Source organism: Arsenicicoccus sp. oral taxon 190, assembly GCF_001189535.1.
Taxonomy (GTDB): domain Bacteria; phylum Actinomycetota; class Actinomycetes; order Actinomycetales; family Dermatophilaceae; genus Arsenicicoccus.
Genome location: NZ_CP012070.1, coordinates 571,262 through 586,003, shown reverse-complemented (window position 1 = coordinate 586,003; position 14,742 = coordinate 571,262). Strand labels below are relative to the sequence as shown.

The window sequence follows — 14,742 nt, the reverse complement described above, 5'->3', positions numbered from 1 at the left end:
GGGCTGGATGGCCGACGCCCTCTCCCTGGCCTCCTCGTGCGACGCGGACGTCCCCGTCGGTGCCGGTCTGTATGACGAGAGCGGGGCCCTGGTCTCGCGGGGCCGCAACGAGCGGGAGCGGCGCGGCGACCCGACGGCTCACGCCGAGGTGGAGGCGCTCCGGGCCGGCGCGGCCGCGCTGGGGCGGTGGCGGCTCGACGGATGCACCCTCGTGGTGACCCTGGAGCCGTGCGTGATGTGCGCGGGGGCGCTGGTGTCGGCGCGCGTCGACCGGGTCGTCTTCGGGGCGTGGGACGCCAAGGCCGGAGCCGTCGGGAGCGTGTGGGACGTGGTGCGCGACCGGCGGGCATTGCACCAGGTCGAGGTGGTCGGCGGGGTGCTCACGCAGGAGTGCTCGCAGGTCCTGACGGATTTCTTCGCCCGGCGCCGCTCCGTGTAAAGTCTCCGGCGGTGGCGTGTCCGAGCGGCCGAAGGAGTACGCCTCGAAAGCGTATGAGGGTTTACGCCCTCCGTGGGTTCAAATCCCACCGCCACCGCCAACCTCGAGGGCCCTGCGCATCGCCTGATGCTCGGGGCCTTCGGCATGTCCGGTCGCGCACACCGGGCGCCCGCCGGACGGAGCGACGGCCCGCGTGACGGCATCCGGCCAGGGGTGGGCGCCCTGGCCGGACGCGGTCTCAGCGGGGCGCGGGCTGGTTGGCGGCGAGCAGCGCCCGCCACGTCGCCGGGTCGGTGCGGCCGGTCGGCGTGACCCCGTGACCGCGCTGCCAGTCCGTGAGCGCCTGACCCGTGGCCGTGTCGAATCTGCCCGTCGCCGCCGTCCCGACCGCCTGCTGCAGCACCCGGACCGAGGGGTTGCGCGAGCCGGGGCCGAGCGGGAGGCCGGAGTACCTCACGAGCGCGCCCAGCAGCGGCGTCGCGCCCGCGGGCGTGGCGGGACGGGGCAGGACGGGGCAGGGGCGGGCGCGCGGGGCGGCATACGGCTCGGCCCAGGTGAGGTCGGGGGTGCGGCAGGGGCCGAAGTCGCGGGACGCGACCCGCCCGGTCCACCACGAGGTGCGGCCCATCGCGCCCTCCCAGGACAACGAGACGTGGACGTGGTCGCGGTGGCAGGGGGTGTCGAGGCGCGGGTCGGGGCGGGCCGCGCAGCCGGAGTAGGGACGCCACCCCTCGGAGAGGCGGTAGCTGGACCAGATGCGGTCGTTCCAGATGAGGTACATGACGCCGAGGCGGCGGGCGTTGCCGGCTGGCACCCCCTGCTCGTCCGGCCCGGTGAGCCAGGCGACGGCCGACTCGGCCTGCGCGAGGCTCTCGGGCCGGCGCGCCGAGGCGAACCAGTCGACCGCCCGGCCGTCGTAGTGCTCCGTGGTCGGCAGCGCGTCCGTGCCGCAGGGCCGCGTGATGGCCGTGGACGTGCCCGGGTAGGTCCGGCGCAGCAGCGCCGCGAGGGCCACCGTCCCCGGCTTGGCCTGCTCGTCGCACGAGGTCGCCGGCACGTATGCCGCCGGCAGCTCGATCGCGGGGCTTAGGTCCCGGGCCCTGCTGGGGGTGGCCGGGGCCGGGGTGGGGGTGCTCGCGGCGCGGACGCCGGCTGCCGGCTTGTCCGCGGGGCCGGATGTGGGGCCGACCGTGAGGCTGGGCATGGCGGCGGCGCCGGCCAGGGGGACCGTCGCGAGCGCGAGGGCGGTCAGGAGGGTCGCCGAGGTGAGCCGGCGCCGGGCGGGGGAGGGCGGAGCGGCCGTACGGGTCGGGGCGGGACGGTGCCGCCCGGCCAGGGGTCGCAGCATGAGTGGTGCCTCTCTCGTCGGGACCGCCGCAGGGTCCGGGCGATCGCGCCTCGACTGTGGCAAGTGCGGCAAACCCCGCGAAAGGGGCAGGAACGAACGTTCACCACCCCGTCGGACGACGTTGTCCCGCTGGTGTGGTGGAGTGTGCCCATGACCCGCTTCGAGGGCCTGCGCACCACCGTCGAGGGTGGGGTCGGCAGGCTCGTGGTCGACCGACCTGCCAAGCGCAACGCCATGAGCCTCGCGATGTGGCGGGCGCTGCCGGACGCTCTGGCGGCGCTCGTCGCGGACCCCGCCGTGCTCGTGGTGGTCGTGGCGGGTGAGGGCGAGCACTTCTGCGCGGGCGCGGACATCGGGGACCTGCTCCGCGGGCCCGACCCGCAGGACCCCATGCAGCTCGTGCGGGAGGCCGACCTGGCCGCGCAGCGGGCGCTGCTGGCCTGCCCCAAGCCCACGGTCGCTGCCGTGCGCGGCAGCTGCATCGGGGGTGGCCTGGAGCTGGCGATCTCCTGCGACCTGCGGGTCGCCGAGGAGACCGCACGCCTCGGCATCACCCCCGCGCGCCTCGGAGTCGCCTACGCCCCCACGGGGATCCGGACGCTGCTGGAGCTCGTGGGGCCGGGCGCCGCGCGCCGGCTCCTCTTCACCGCCGGGATCGTCGACGCGGTCGAGGCGCACCGGATCGGCCTCGTCGACGTCATGGCCGGGCCGGGCGACCTGGAGGACGCGCTCGGGGAGCTCGTCGACGAGCTCGGCAGCCGGTCGCAGCTGACGATCGCGGCGGCCAAGGAGTCGATCCGGCTGATCCTGGACGGCGCCGATCCGGAGCCGGCGGCGCAGGCGCGCTACCGGGAGACGATCGCCAGCGGTGAGCTCGCCGAAGGGGTGGCCGCCTTCGCGGAGCGGCGGGCCCCGGTCTTCCGCTGGCGCCGGTGAGGTGCGGCAGTTGGTGAGGTGGTGCTGCCGGAGCGGGCTGTCCGTTTTCGGGGTCGTTGTCGGATCTGTCGGGGTGATTCGTCCCGATTCGTCACGCCCAGCCGGGTGAGGTTTGGGCGGTGGGCGGGGCCTGATGCCCACAGATGACGAACACTTTGCGTGATCTTTCATCACGCTGTGTGGCTGTTCGCGCCTCCCCGGACCGCGGCCGCCGCTGTCCGAAGGAACCCCCATGCCCCTGCGCCCCCACGCCCGCGTGCTCCGCCGCGCCGGTGCGCGCCCCGTCGCCGCGCTCGCAGCCGCAGCCCTGGCCGGCATCGGTCTGGCTGCGCCCGCCCCGGCAGCTCCCGTCGCCCCCGCGGCCCAGTCGTCGGCCCCTGCAACGGGCCCGGCCGTCACCGCCGATCCGGCGCCCGTCCCTGCACCCGCCCCGGCGCCCAACCCCACGCCGCTCCCGCCGCTGCCGGCGCCGGCCCCCGCGGCCGGCCGCCAGGCGTGGACGACGCCTGGCTCCTCGGTGCGCACCGCCGCGCGCGTCGTGGCCGCGCCGGCGCTCGCCACGGGCGCCCGGCAGGTCCGGGTCGTGACCACGCAGGTGGTCGCTGGGAGCCCCGTCGTGTCGACGAGCACCGTGGCGGCCACCCAGGCGGTGGCGGCGGTCGACAAGGCGCAGGACGCCCCCGGCGCGGTCGCCGTGGCCGTCGACACCCGAGTCGCGACCAGCACCTACAACGACCCGCTGCGCCCCGAGAAGTGGGACCTCACGGCCCTCGGCGGCGAGACCTTCCACGCGCGCGTCGCCACCTCTCGGGTGACCGTGGCCGTGGTGGACACGGGCGTCGACGGGACCCACCCCGACCTGCGGGGGGTGCTCGTGCCAGGCGCCGAGTTCCTCTCCAAGAAGCCAGGATCCACGGCCTCGACCGGGTCGGGCGCGGTCGACGCCAACGGTCACGGCACCCACGTCGCCGGCATCATCGCGGCGGTCGCCGACAACCGCATCGGGACGGCGGGGCTGGCCCCGGGGACCCACGTCATGCCGGTGCGCACCATGGGCGCCGACGGGTCCGGCTGGTGCTCCGACGTGGCGCGCGGCATCTACTACGCGACGCAGCACGGCGCCGCGGTCATCAACCTGTCCCTCACCGGGGGGTCGGACGCCACCCTGGCCAAGGCCGTGGAGTACGCCACCTCCCACGGCGTCGTCGTGGTCGCCGCCGCCGGCAACGATCGTCTCGCGGGCAATCCCATCAGCTACCCCGCGGCCTACCCCGGCGTCATCGGGGTCGGTGCGGCCACCCGGACCAGGGCCGCGGCGCCCTTCTCCAACACCGGCTCCTACGTGGATCTCGTGGCGCCCGGTGTGGACATCGTCTCGACCTATCCCACGCGCAAGATCGCGTCCGGCTACGCCGCCATGGACGGCACGTCCATGGCCACGCCGATGGTGAGCGCCACCGTCGCCGGCCTCAAGGCCGCCCGCCCGTCGCTGACGCCCGCGCAGGTCCAGGCCGTCCTCGCGAGCACCGCCACCGACCTGGGTGTCCGGGGCACCGACCAGACCTTCGGGGCCGGGCTGGTCAACCCGGTCCGGGCGCTGTGCACGGTCTCGCTGTGCCCGGCGACGCTGGGCTGGTCCGCGCCGACCTGGACGCCCGCCTTCGGCACGCTCGCCCGCCCGACGCTGGTGGTCCGCACCGCCATCGGCGCGCCCGTGCCCGGCGCGCCTGTCCAGGCCTGCTACCGCCTCGCCACCAGCGGCTCGACCAGCTGCGTGACCCGCCGCGCCGACGCCGCCGGCCGGGTCGACCTGTCCTTCGCGGCCCGCACGCTGACCACCGTCACGGCCCGCTTCCTCGGCACCGCGACGGCGACCCCGGCGACCAGCGTCGCCACGGTGCGCACCACCTACGCCGTGCGAGCGGCGGCCGCCCCCCGCGCGGTCACCACCGCGGTCTCGCCGCGGCAGACCACCGTCAACCTGGACCGGTGGGACACGCGCCGTCGGTCCTGGGCCTACGCCCGCACGCTGCGCACCACCCCCGGTGGGGCCGCCACCTTCACCGGGGTCGCGCCGGGGAGCTACCGCGTCTACGTGCCGGGCTCCTCGGTCCTGGCCGCAGCGGCCACCGGGGCGGTCGTGGTCCGCTGACCCCGGTCGTGGTCCACTGACAGCGGCCGTGGTCCGCTGACCCCGTCCGCTGACCCCACCGGTCCTGTGCCGCCCCCTTCGCGGTCACGCCGCCGCGCGGCAGGGGCGGTATACGGCCTGATCAGCGGAGCAGCAGCAGGTATCCCCAGGCGGGGAGCGTGACCGGCTCGCCCTCGACGATGGTCACCTCGGCGTCAGTGCCAGTTCCGGCGCCGTCGGCGAGGGCGTGCCGGTAGGTCCCCGGCGCGAGCGCCTCGCGGAAGGCCACCTCGACCGGCTCGGCGGACAGGTTGACGGCCACGAAAACCCGTGACGCGTCGTCCTGCCGCACGAAGGCGAGGACCCGGTCGTCCGCGGTGGTCGGCACCGGCAGCATCGGTGCGCCGTGCTTGCCGCTCCACAGCGCGGTCGTGTCGCGGCGCAGCGCCACCAGGCGGCGGTAGAACGACCCCATCGGGTGGTCCTGCCAGACGATCTCGTCCTTGTCGAAGAAGGACAGCCGCTTGTCCATGCCGGCCTCCTGGCCGTTGTGGATCAGCGGCATGCCCTTGCTGGCGACGGACAGCACGATCGCGGCCTGCAGGGCGTCGCCGAACTGCTCGTACTCCGTGCCCTCCCAGGCGTTCTTGTCGTGGTTGGAGACGAAGAGCATCCGGATCGAGTCGCGCTGGTAGGCCTTGGCGTCCCACGCGTAGTAGACGCGCAGCGCCTCCAGGTCGGCCTTGCCGTGGGCGATGTGGTGCAGGGCGTCGTTCCAGCTCCAGGCGTAGGTCATGTCGAAGGCGCGGTGGTGCAGGTCCCGCGCCTCCCACTCGGCGAGCAGGAAGATCGGCTTGATCTCGTCGAGCACCGCGCGGACGGTCTCCCAGAAGTCGGTCGGCACCATCCCCGCCACGTCGCAGCGGTAGCCGTCGACGTCGACCTCTCGCACCCACCAGGCCATCGCCTCGGTCATCCACTCGCGCAGCGCGGCGTGGGAGTAGTCCAGGTCGATGATGTCGTCCCAGTCCCACCACGGGGTGGGGCGGAAGTCGCCCTTCCAGTCGCGGGCGTACCACTCGGGGTGCTGCTCGACGAGCACGTTGTCCCAGGCCGTGTGGTTGGCGACCCAGTCGAGGATGACCTTGAGGCCGAGGTCGTGGGCGGCGGCCACGAAGGCCTTGAGGTCCTCGACGGTCCCCAGCTCCGAGCTCACCGAGTAGTAGTCGCGCACCGCGTAGGGGGACCCGAGCCGCCCCTTGCGGTTGACCTCGCCGATCTCGTGGACCGGCATGAGCCACAGGATCCCGACGCCCAGCTCGGCGAGCCGCGGCAGGTGCGCCATGGCGGCGCGGATCGTCCCCTCGGGCGTGAAGTGGCGCGTGTTGATCTGGTAGATCGTCGCGTTCACCGACCAGGTCGGGTGCTCGAAGGGGGTCTCGGGGGCGGGCTGGAAGCTGCGGGTCACGCCGCCCAGGCTCACACCGCGCCCCGTCGGGCCGCAACCGAGCCCGTATGCCGAGGCCCGCTGCCCGGCGGGGCTGCGGCATACGGCCGCCCACTGGGCCCGTGGGTCACAGCTCGCGCAGCGGCTCTCCGACGGGGGTGCCGGGCGCGTCGAGGTTGAGGACGCGGGCATGCAGGTGGGGTCGCTGCTGCAGCGCCGCCCGCAGCGCGCGGTGCAGCCCGTCCTCGACGTAGAGCTGGCCGCGCCACTGCACCACGTGCGCGAAGAGGTCGCCGTAGAAGGTCGAGTCCTCCGAGAGCAGCTGGTGCAGGTCCAGGGTGGCGCGGGTCGTGACGAGCTGGTCCAGGCGCACCAGGCTCGGCGAGATGCTCGCCCAGTCGCGCGTCGAGGTCATGCCATGGTCGGGGTAGGGGCGGTCCTCGCCGACGGCCTTGAAGATCACGCTCCGTAGCGTAGTCGTCGCGCGTGCTCGCGGATGGGATACCCGTCGGACTCGTCGCGGCTTCGGCTTCGGCTTCGGCTGCGGGGGTGGGGGTGCCCGTCTAGAGTCAGCACCGTGACCGACGCCAGCACCACGCAGATCGACACCATCCGCTCCGGCTACGCCTTCGACGGGCCGGCCCTGGACTTCGGGGCCGCGGTCGTCGACGGCCAGGCGCACCCCGACGCCCCGGTGCGGATCCCGTTGTCCGTCATGAACCGTCACGGCCTGGTCGCCGGCGCCACCGGCACCGGCAAGACCAAGACGCTGCAGCTCATGGCCGAGCAGCTGTCGCGCGGCGGGGTGCCGGTCTTCCTCGCTGACGTCAAGGGCGACCTGTCCGGCATCGCCTCGCCCGGCGTGGCCAACGACAAGGTGTCGGCGCGGGCCGCGGACGTCGGGCAGACCTGGGAGGCCTCCGGCTTCCCGACCCAGATCTTCTCCCTCGGCGGCCAGGGCAAGGGCATCCCGCTGCGCGCCTCGGTGACGAGCTTCGGCCCCACCCTGCTGTCGAAGGTGCTGGGGCTCAACGACACCCAGGAGTCCAGCCTCGGCCTGATCTTCCACTACGCCGACAGCAAGGGCCTGCTGCTGGACGACCTCAAGGACCTGCGCGAGGTCATCACCTACCTCGCCGGTGACGAGGGCAAGGCCGAGCTCAAGTCCATCGGCGGCCTGTCGAGCGCCACGGCCGGGGTGATCCTGCGCGAGCTGGTCACCTTCCAGAACCAGGGCGCAGACGTCTTCTTCGGGCTGCCGGAGTTCGACTCGGCGGACCTGCTGCAGGTGGGCGAGGACGGCCGCGGCCTCGTGTCTTGCCTGGAGCTGCCCGCCGTCCAGGACCGGCCGCAGCTCTTCTCCACCTTCCTGATGTGGCTGCTCGCCGACCTCTTCCACGACCTGCCCGAGGTCGGTGACGTCGACAAGCCCAAGCTGGTCTTCTTCTTCGACGAGGCGCACCTGCTCTTCGACGACGCGTCCAAGGCCTTCCTCGAGGCGATCGAGCAGACCGTGCGGCTCATCCGGTCCAAGGGCATCGGCGTCTTCTTCGTCACCCAGTCCCCCAAGGACGTGCCCGCCGGGGTCCTCGGCCAGCTCGGCAACCGGGTGCAGCACGCGCTGCGGGCGTTCACCCCGGACGACGCGAAGGCTCTCAAGGCGGCGGTGTCGACCTACCCGCGCTCCGGCTACGACCTGGAGCAGCTGCTCACCCAGCTCGGCACCGGCGAGGCCGTCATCACCGTCCTGTCCGAGCGCGGCGCCCCGACGCCGGTGGCCTGGACCCGGATGCGGGCGCCGCAGTCCCTCATGGGCCCGAGCGACCCCGCCGTCATGGACCAGCTGATCGCCGGCTCGCCGCTCGCCGCCAGGTACACCACCGCCGAGGACCGCGAGTCGGCCTACGAGAAGCTCACGGCCGCGCAGCAGGCCGCGCAGCCGGCGCAGGCTCCGGACCAGGGGACCGCCCCGACCTCGCCGGCACCCGCACCGGCTCCCAAGCCGGCCAAGGAGGAGCCGGGCCTCGTGGAGCAGGTCGTCCAGTCCTCGGCGTTCAAGTCGATGCTGCGGTCGGCGGGCACCCAGATCGGGCGGGAGATCACCCGCTCGCTCTTCGGCACCGCCCGCCGTCGCCGCTGACCTGCCTCAGGTCGTCACGTCCGCCGGGGTCAGCACCCCAGGCAGCGCGCCGTTCCGCTACCTGGACAAGCCGAGCAAGGACGGCCGCAGCGCCGACTGCTGGTCCTCCAAGGTCGGCCGGCTCAACGTGCACTACTCCTCGGGACCGCTCAACCACTGGTTCTACCTGGCCTCCGAGGGCTCGGGCGCCAAGACCGTCAACGGCGTGAGCTCCAACAGCCCGACCTGCAACAACAAGCCCGTCACCGGTGCCGGCCGCGACGTCGCCGCCAAGGTCTGGTACGCCACGCTCACCAACGAGCTGACCTCCCGCTCCGGCTACGCCGAGGCGCGCGAGGGGGCGATCCGCCAGGCAAAGGCGATCTACGGCAAGGGCTCCGCGCAGTGCACCTCGGTCGCCGCCGCCTTCGACGGGATCGCCGTGCCCGCCGGGACGCAGACCTGCAGCAACTGACCCGCTCGCGCCTGCGGCCACGACGCGCCTGCGCCGTGGTCGGGGCCGGTGAACGGCCGGCGACGGGGCGGTGACGCTCGATTGTGAGCGGGGCCGCCCCATCCGGTACATTTCTCGGCGGAGGATTCGCATAGTGGCCTAGTGCGCACGATTGGAAATCGTGTTGGGATAAAACCCTCGGGGGTTCAAATCCCCCATCCTCCGCCAGTCCAGAGGCCCCGCACCGTTCGTCGGTGCGGGGCCTCTGCGCGTCGGTCGGCGCCCGTCCCCGCCCGGCTCGGTCGACCGCCCGGCTCGGTCGACCGCCCGGCCCCGGTCGGCCCGCGATCAGGACGTGGGCTGCAGCGGGGCGTAGGTCGTCGAGCGCTGGCGCAGGGGGCGCCCGATCCCGTCGGTGATCTCCCGCAGCTCCGCGACCGTCTTGGCCGAGCCGTGCTCCGAGCCCGCCATACGGCTGATGGTCTCCTCCATCAGGGTGCCGCCGAGGTCGTCGGCGCCGCCGCGCAGCATGAGCCGGGTCCCGTCGACGCCGAGCTTGACCCACGAGGTCTGCACGTGGCGGATGCGGCCGTGCAGCAGGATGCGGGCGACCGCGTGCACGGCCCGGTTGTCGCGCAGCGTCGGCCCGGGTCGCGCGACCCCGGCGAGGTAGACCGGCGCGTTGGTGTGCACGAACGGCAGCGGCACGAACTCCGTGAACCCACCCGTGCGGTCCTGGATCCCGGCGAGGGTGCGCAGGTGGCCGACCCAGTGGCGGGGGTGGTCGACGTGGCCGTACATCATGGTCGAGGAGCTGGGGATGCCGAGCGCGTGGGCGGTCTCGACGATCTCGATCCACTGCGCGGTCGGCAGCTTGCCCTTGGTCAGCACCCAGCGGACGTCGTCGTCGAGGATCTCGGCGGCCGTGCCCGGGATGGAGTCCAGGCCGGCCTCGCGCAGCTCCTCGAGCCAGGCGCGCGGCGAGACGCCGGCCTTGGCGGAGGCGGTCGCGATCTCCATGGGGGAGAAGGCGTGCACGTGCAGCTGCGGCTGGACGTCCTTGATGGCCCGCACGATCCGCGCGTAGTCGCCGGGCCGCAGGGCGGGGCTGATGCCGCCCTGCAGGCACACCTCGGTGGCACCGAGCGCCACGGCCTCGCCCGCCCGCTGCGCGATGTCGTCCAGGGACAGGGTGAACGCGTCGGCGTCGGTCTTGCGCTGCGCGAACGCGCAGAACCGGCACCCGACGTAGCAGACGTTGGTGAAGTTGATGTTGCGGTTGAGGACGTACGTGACCTCCTCGCCCACGGTCTCGCGGCGCAGCTCGTCCGCCAGCCGGGTCACGGCCTCGAGGTCGTCGCCGTCGCACGTCAGCAGCGCCAGGTAGTCCTCGTCGGACAGCCCCGCGGGGTCCTGCTCGGCCCGCGCCAGCGCCTGCCGGGCGTCGGAGGGCGTCGACACCTGCAGCCCGTATGCCGCGCCCGCCGCGCCACCGTCGCCGGTGGCGCTCCTCGTCGCCCGCTCGGCGACGGCCGCCCAGTCGCCGTAGACCTCGCCGAAGTCGCTGCGTCGGTCCTCGCTGCGGCCGGTCGTGTCGATGGAGGCGTGCAGGTCGACCCGGCCCCGGCTCGCGGCCAGCCCGCTGGTGGCGAACCCGCCGTCCGGCTCCTGCCACGTCCGTCCCTGCGGCCGCGCGTCCTCCCGGGCCAGGCCCGTCGTGGGGTCGGCCAGCGCGGCGACGTGTCCGTGCAGGCGCGGGTCGATCCACGGCTCGTCGCGGGTCAGCGACCCCTGCACGAACCTCGGGTGGGCGGTGAGGCGCTCGCGCAGCTCGAGTCCGGCGGCTGCGGTGGCCGCGCGCAGGCGCTCGATCTCGGGCCAGGGACGCTCGGGGTTGACGTGGTCGGGCGTGACGGGGGAGACGCCGCCCCAGTCGTCCACCCCCGCGGCCAGCAGCCGGGAGCAGTCGTCGAGGTCGGTGAGGTTGGGTGGCGCCTGCACGCTGGTGCCCGGGCCGAGCAGGATGCGGGTGACGGCGATCGTGGCGAGGTACTCCTCGAGCCCGACGTCCTCGGCACCCCGCATCGCGGTGTCGTCCTTGGCGCGGAAGTTCTGGACGATCACCTCCTGCACGTGGTGGTACTCCCGCGCGAGGCGACGGATCGCGAGGATCGACTCGACGCGGTCGGCCGGCGTCTCGCCGATGCCGACGAGGATCCCGGTCGTGAACGGCACCCCGACCCGTCCCGCGTCCTCGATCACCCGCAGCCGGACGACGGGGTCCTTGTCGGGCGAGCCGAAGTGAGGGCCGCCGGGCTCGGTCAGCGCCGTCGAGGTGGACTCGAGCATCATCCCCATCGACGGCGCGACGGGCTTGAGGCGCTGCAGGTCGGACCAGCTCAGGACGCCGGGGTTGAGGTGGGGGAGCAGGCCGGTCTCCTCCAGCACCCGGATCGCGGCGGCGCGGACATACGCCAGGGTGTCGTCATACCCCTTGCTGTCCAACCACTCTCGCGCTGCGGGCCAGCGGTCCTCGGGCCGGTCGCCGAGGGTGAAGAGCGCCTCCTTGCAGCCCTGGGCGGCGCCCTCCCGAGCGATCTGGACGACCTCGTCGAGCGAGAGGTATGCCGCCTCGACGCGTCCCGGGGTCGTCGCGAACGTGCAGTAGTGGCAACGGTCCCGGCACAGCCGGGTAAGGGGCACGAAGACCTTGCGGGAGTAGGTGACGACGCCCGGGCGCCCCGCCCGGGTCAGGGCGGCGTCCCGGACCCGGGTGGCCACGGCGGACAGCGCCTCGAGGTCAGCGCCGCGAGCGCCGAGCAGCACCTCCGCCTCGGCGGCGTCCAGCGCCTTGCCGTCCCTCGCCCGGGCGAGGGCCCGGCGCATCGCGTGGCTGGACCCGGTGTCGTGCGTCATGGCCACCACGCTACGTCGGGGCGCCGACAGACCCCACCGCCCGTCCAGGGGGAGCACGGCGCGGGCGCCGGGATTGGTTGGGCGGCCCGGGGCTGGACTACGATGGGAGCCGGCCCCCCGCGTGGTGGTACCTCTCCCAACTCCCCCAGGGCAGGAATGCAGCAAGGGTAAGAGAGCTCTTCCAGGTGCGCGGGGGGTCCTGCATGCCACGGCGTACCCCTTGTCGGTGGTGACGGCTAGGGTCTGACCCGTGAGCACAGCCCTCTACCGCCGCTACCGCCCCGAGGCGTTCGCCGACGTCATCGGGCAGGAGCACGTCACCGAGCCGTTGATGCAGGCCCTGCGCAGCGGGCGCATCAGCCACGCGTACCTCTTCAGCGGGCCCCGCGGCTGCGGCAAGACCACCTCCGCGCGGATCCTGGCCCGCTGCCTCAACTGCGAGCAGGGGCCGACCGACACCCCCTGCGGCACCTGTGAGTCGTGCGTGGCGCTGGCGCGTGGCGGGAGCGGGTCCGTCGACGTCATCGAGATCGACGCCGCGTCCCACGGTGGTGTCGACGACGCCCGTGACCTGCGGGAGAAGGCGTCCTACGGCCCGGCGCGCTCGCGCTTCAAGGTCTACATCATCGACGAGGCGCACATGGTGACGCCGCAGGGCTTCAACGCGCTGCTCAAGATCGTCGAGGAGCCGCCGGAGCACGTGAAGTTCGTCTTCGCGACGACCGAGCCGGAGAAGGTCATCGGGACGATCCGCTCCCGCACCCACCACTACCCCTTCCGGCTGGTGCCCCCGGCCCGGCTGACGGACTACCTGCAGCAGCTGTGCGACACCGAGGGGGTCAAGGTGGCCCCGGGTGTCCTGTCCTTCGTGATCCGGGCCGGTGGCGGCTCGGTGCGGGACTCGCTGTCGGTGCTGGACCAGCTGATGGCCGGCGCCGGGGACGAGGGGCTGACCTACGAGCGCGCCGCCGCGCTGCTCGGCTTCACCGAGGTCGAGCTGCTCGACGCCACCGTGGACGCCCTCGCCGCCGGCGACGGCGCCTCCGTGTTCCGCCAGGTCGACCGGGTCATCGAGTCCGGGCAGGACCCGCGGCGCTTCCTCGAGGACCTGCTCGAGCGGTTGCGCGACCTCATCGTGGTGCTGGCCACGGGGGAGGGAGCGGGTGCGGTCCTGCGGGGGGCGCCCGAGGACCAGCTGGAGCGGATGCGCGCCCAGGCCGCGGCCTTCGGCGGCGGGGCGCTGTCCCGGGCCGCCGACGTGGTCAACACCGGCCTCACCGAGATGACCGGGGCGACCTCGCCGCGGCTGCAGCTGGAGCTGGTGTGTGCCCGGCTGCTGCTGCCCGGAGCCGTGGGGGAGCAGGGGTATGCCGCCCGCCTGGACCGGCTCGAGCGTCGCCTGGAGCTCGGCGGGCACCCCGGAGCAGCGGCGTCCCCGCTGCCCACCGGGGGACCGACGGCCGCTGGTGGTCGGGTGTCGGCCGTCGCCGACCAGGGCGTGGACCAGCGCGAGTCCGTGGCGGCGTCCGCCGCGCGGGTCACCGAGGAGCCGTTGCGACCGGCCCAGGCCGCCGACCAGCAGCCCCCTGCCAGCGGGGGCGTCTCCGCCGAGGAGCGTGAGGCGCTGCAGCAGCAGCACGCGCGCCAGGACGAGGCGCAACACGGTGAGCAGCGGGAGAGCGCAGCAGCGGGCCCGGCCGGCGGCGGCCAGCCTGGCGGGGCTCAGCCTGGCGGGGGTCGCCCTTGCGAGGCTCAGCCTGGTGGGGGCCGGCTGGCAGCGGAGCAGCCCGGAAGCCCGCAGCGCGGCGCGGACCACACCGTGGGCCGGGCGTCCGGTGCCGCCAGGCCGGCCGCGGCCCCGGGCGGCGTCGACGCCGACATGCTGCGCCGTGCGTGGCCCGACGTCCTCGCCCGGGTCTTCCGGGAGAAGCGCGTCACCTGGACGATGCTGTCCGAGCACGCGCAGGTGCTGGAGTTCGACGGGCGCCGCGTGGTGCTCGGCATCAACAACCCCGGCGTCGCGCGCAACTTCTCGACCAGCAAGGTGCACCCGGAGGTGGTGCGGCAGGCCCTCATCGACGTCATCGGCGTCGACGCGGTCGTCGAGGGCGTGCCGCTCGCGTCCCACGCGGCCGAGGCACCGCGTCGGACGACGCCGCCGCAGGCCGCGCCCCCGCCCCGCCCGACCGAGGCTCCGGCCCCACCGGCCGGCCACGGGCCCGCGGACCGTAGCGGCACCACGGACCGCACCGACACGGCTGCCCGCAACGACGCCCCCCACGGCAACGACGCGCCCGACGGCAACGGCGGCGCCATCGCCGGTGCTGCTGCTCGTGCCGGTGCGCCGGGCGGCGCGGCCGGCGGCGGAGCCGCCCCGAGCGCCGGTTCACCGGGGCTGCGGGAGGCGCTCGGCGTCCCCGACCGCGCCCCCGACCCGGGCGGCGGCTGGGAGGCCGGTGGTCCGGCCCCGGACTGGGCGACCGCCGGTGGACCCGACACCGCGGGCGATGGCGAGCAGCCGGGCGGGGAAGACAACGCGGGTGGTCCCGGTGCGGCCACCGCGCCGCCGCCCCCTCGCCACGGCGAGGCGCCCGGCGGTGACCCTGACGGCGGCACCGGCGACGGCCCTGACGACGACACCGGCGACGGCCGCGGCGACGTCAGCGATGACCCCGGCCCGAGGTCCGACGAGGGCCCGCAGGACGACGACGAGCCGGTCGACGAGGAGAGCGTGCCGGTCGACGTGGCCGCGCTGTCGCCATACCAACGAGCCATGCAGCGAGCCCGCCGCGAGGAGGAGCGGTCTCCCCAGGTCAGGCGCGTCTCCGACGACGACGTCAGCCGCGACGACGAGAGCGTGGACGACGCCGGCGGCACCGCCGGCCCCCAGGTGATCGCCTCGGTCCTGGGCGGCACGATCATCTCCGACAGCCAGGCCTGACCGCGGTGCGA

At 74.3% G+C, this 14,742-nt stretch carries 10 protein-coding genes, 2 tRNA genes and 1 other RNA gene; 9 read left to right on the top strand and 4 right to left on the bottom strand.

Annotated features, from left to right (window positions below):
* Positions 1-7 precede the first annotated feature (7 nt).
* Both ADJ73_RS02740 and ADJ73_RS02735 read left to right on the top strand, forming a co-directional pair.
* Positions 8-439 (top strand): nucleoside deaminase, encoded by a 432-nt coding sequence (locus ADJ73_RS02740; protein WP_050349214.1) that lies wholly within the window; start codon positions 8-10, stop codon positions 437-439.
* A 10-nt stretch (positions 440-449) separates the two neighbouring features.
* A tRNA-Ser gene (locus tag ADJ73_RS02735) sits at positions 450-539 on the top strand.
* A 138-nt stretch (positions 540-677) separates the two neighbouring features.
* On the opposite strand, the gene ADJ73_RS02730 is transcribed toward ADJ73_RS02735, so the two are convergent.
* Complete coding sequence (locus ADJ73_RS02730; RefSeq protein ID WP_156188081.1) at positions 678-1,496, bottom strand: peptidoglycan-binding domain-containing protein; 819 nt, start codon at positions 1,494-1,496, stop codon at positions 678-680.
* Between the two features lie 441 nt (positions 1,497-1,937).
* Between ADJ73_RS02730 and ADJ73_RS02725 the strand changes: the two genes are divergently transcribed.
* Positions 1,938-2,723, top strand: a complete 786-nt coding sequence (locus tag ADJ73_RS02725; protein ID WP_050346993.1) for an enoyl-CoA hydratase/isomerase family protein — start codon at positions 1,938-1,940, stop codon at positions 2,721-2,723.
* Between the two features lie 232 nt (positions 2,724-2,955).
* Entirely contained in the window at positions 2,956-4,875 is a 1,920-nt protein-coding gene (locus ADJ73_RS02720; protein WP_050346992.1) for a S8 family serine peptidase, read from the top strand.
* Between the two features lie 121 nt (positions 4,876-4,996).
* On the opposite strand, the gene ADJ73_RS02715 is transcribed toward ADJ73_RS02720, so the two are convergent.
* Complete coding sequence (locus ADJ73_RS02715) at positions 4,997-6,322, bottom strand: alpha-amylase family glycosyl hydrolase (protein ID WP_050346991.1); 1,326 nt, start codon at positions 6,320-6,322, stop codon at positions 4,997-4,999.
* Positions 6,323-6,428: 106 nt separating this feature from the next.
* The gene (locus tag ADJ73_RS02710; RefSeq protein WP_050346990.1) at positions 6,429-6,764 is read right to left on the bottom strand and encodes a type II toxin-antitoxin system VapB family antitoxin; all 336 of its coding nucleotides are present in this window, start codon (positions 6,762-6,764) and stop codon (positions 6,429-6,431) included.
* A 114-nt stretch (positions 6,765-6,878) separates the two neighbouring features.
* Between ADJ73_RS02710 and ADJ73_RS02705 the strand changes: the two genes are divergently transcribed.
* The 3 genes from ADJ73_RS02705 to ADJ73_RS02695 all read left to right on the top strand — a co-directional run bounded on the left by ADJ73_RS02705 (position 6,879) and on the right by ADJ73_RS02695 (position 9,102).
* Entirely contained in the window at positions 6,879-8,441 is a 1,563-nt protein-coding gene (locus ADJ73_RS02705; protein ID WP_050346989.1) for a helicase HerA-like domain-containing protein, read from the top strand.
* 1 nt (position 8,442) lies between these two features.
* Complete coding sequence (locus ADJ73_RS02700; protein WP_082176689.1) at positions 8,443-8,895, top strand: M4 family metallopeptidase; 453 nt, start codon at positions 8,443-8,445, stop codon at positions 8,893-8,895.
* Between the two features lie 119 nt (positions 8,896-9,014).
* Positions 9,015-9,102 (top strand) — tRNA-Ser (locus tag ADJ73_RS02695).
* 120 nt (positions 9,103-9,222) lie between these two features.
* Here ADJ73_RS02695 and ADJ73_RS02690 read toward each other — a convergent pair.
* Positions 9,223-11,790, bottom strand: coding sequence for a bifunctional FO biosynthesis protein CofGH (locus tag ADJ73_RS02690; RefSeq protein ID WP_050346987.1), 2,568 nt, complete (start codon positions 11,788-11,790; stop codon positions 9,223-9,225).
* Positions 11,791-11,898: 108 nt separating this feature from the next.
* On the opposite strand from ADJ73_RS02690, the gene ffs reads away from it, so the two are divergent.
* Together ffs and ADJ73_RS02685 are read left to right on the top strand one after the other, a co-directional pair.
* An RNA gene (gene ffs / locus ADJ73_RS16435) (signal recognition particle sRNA small type) lies at positions 11,899-11,995 on the top strand.
* Positions 11,996-12,040: 45 nt separating this feature from the next.
* On the top strand, positions 12,041-14,731 hold the full coding sequence (locus ADJ73_RS02685; RefSeq protein ID WP_050346986.1) for a DNA polymerase III subunit gamma and tau: 2,691 nt from the start codon (positions 12,041-12,043) through the stop codon (positions 14,729-14,731).
* The last annotated feature ends 11 nt before the right edge of the window (positions 14,732-14,742 follow it).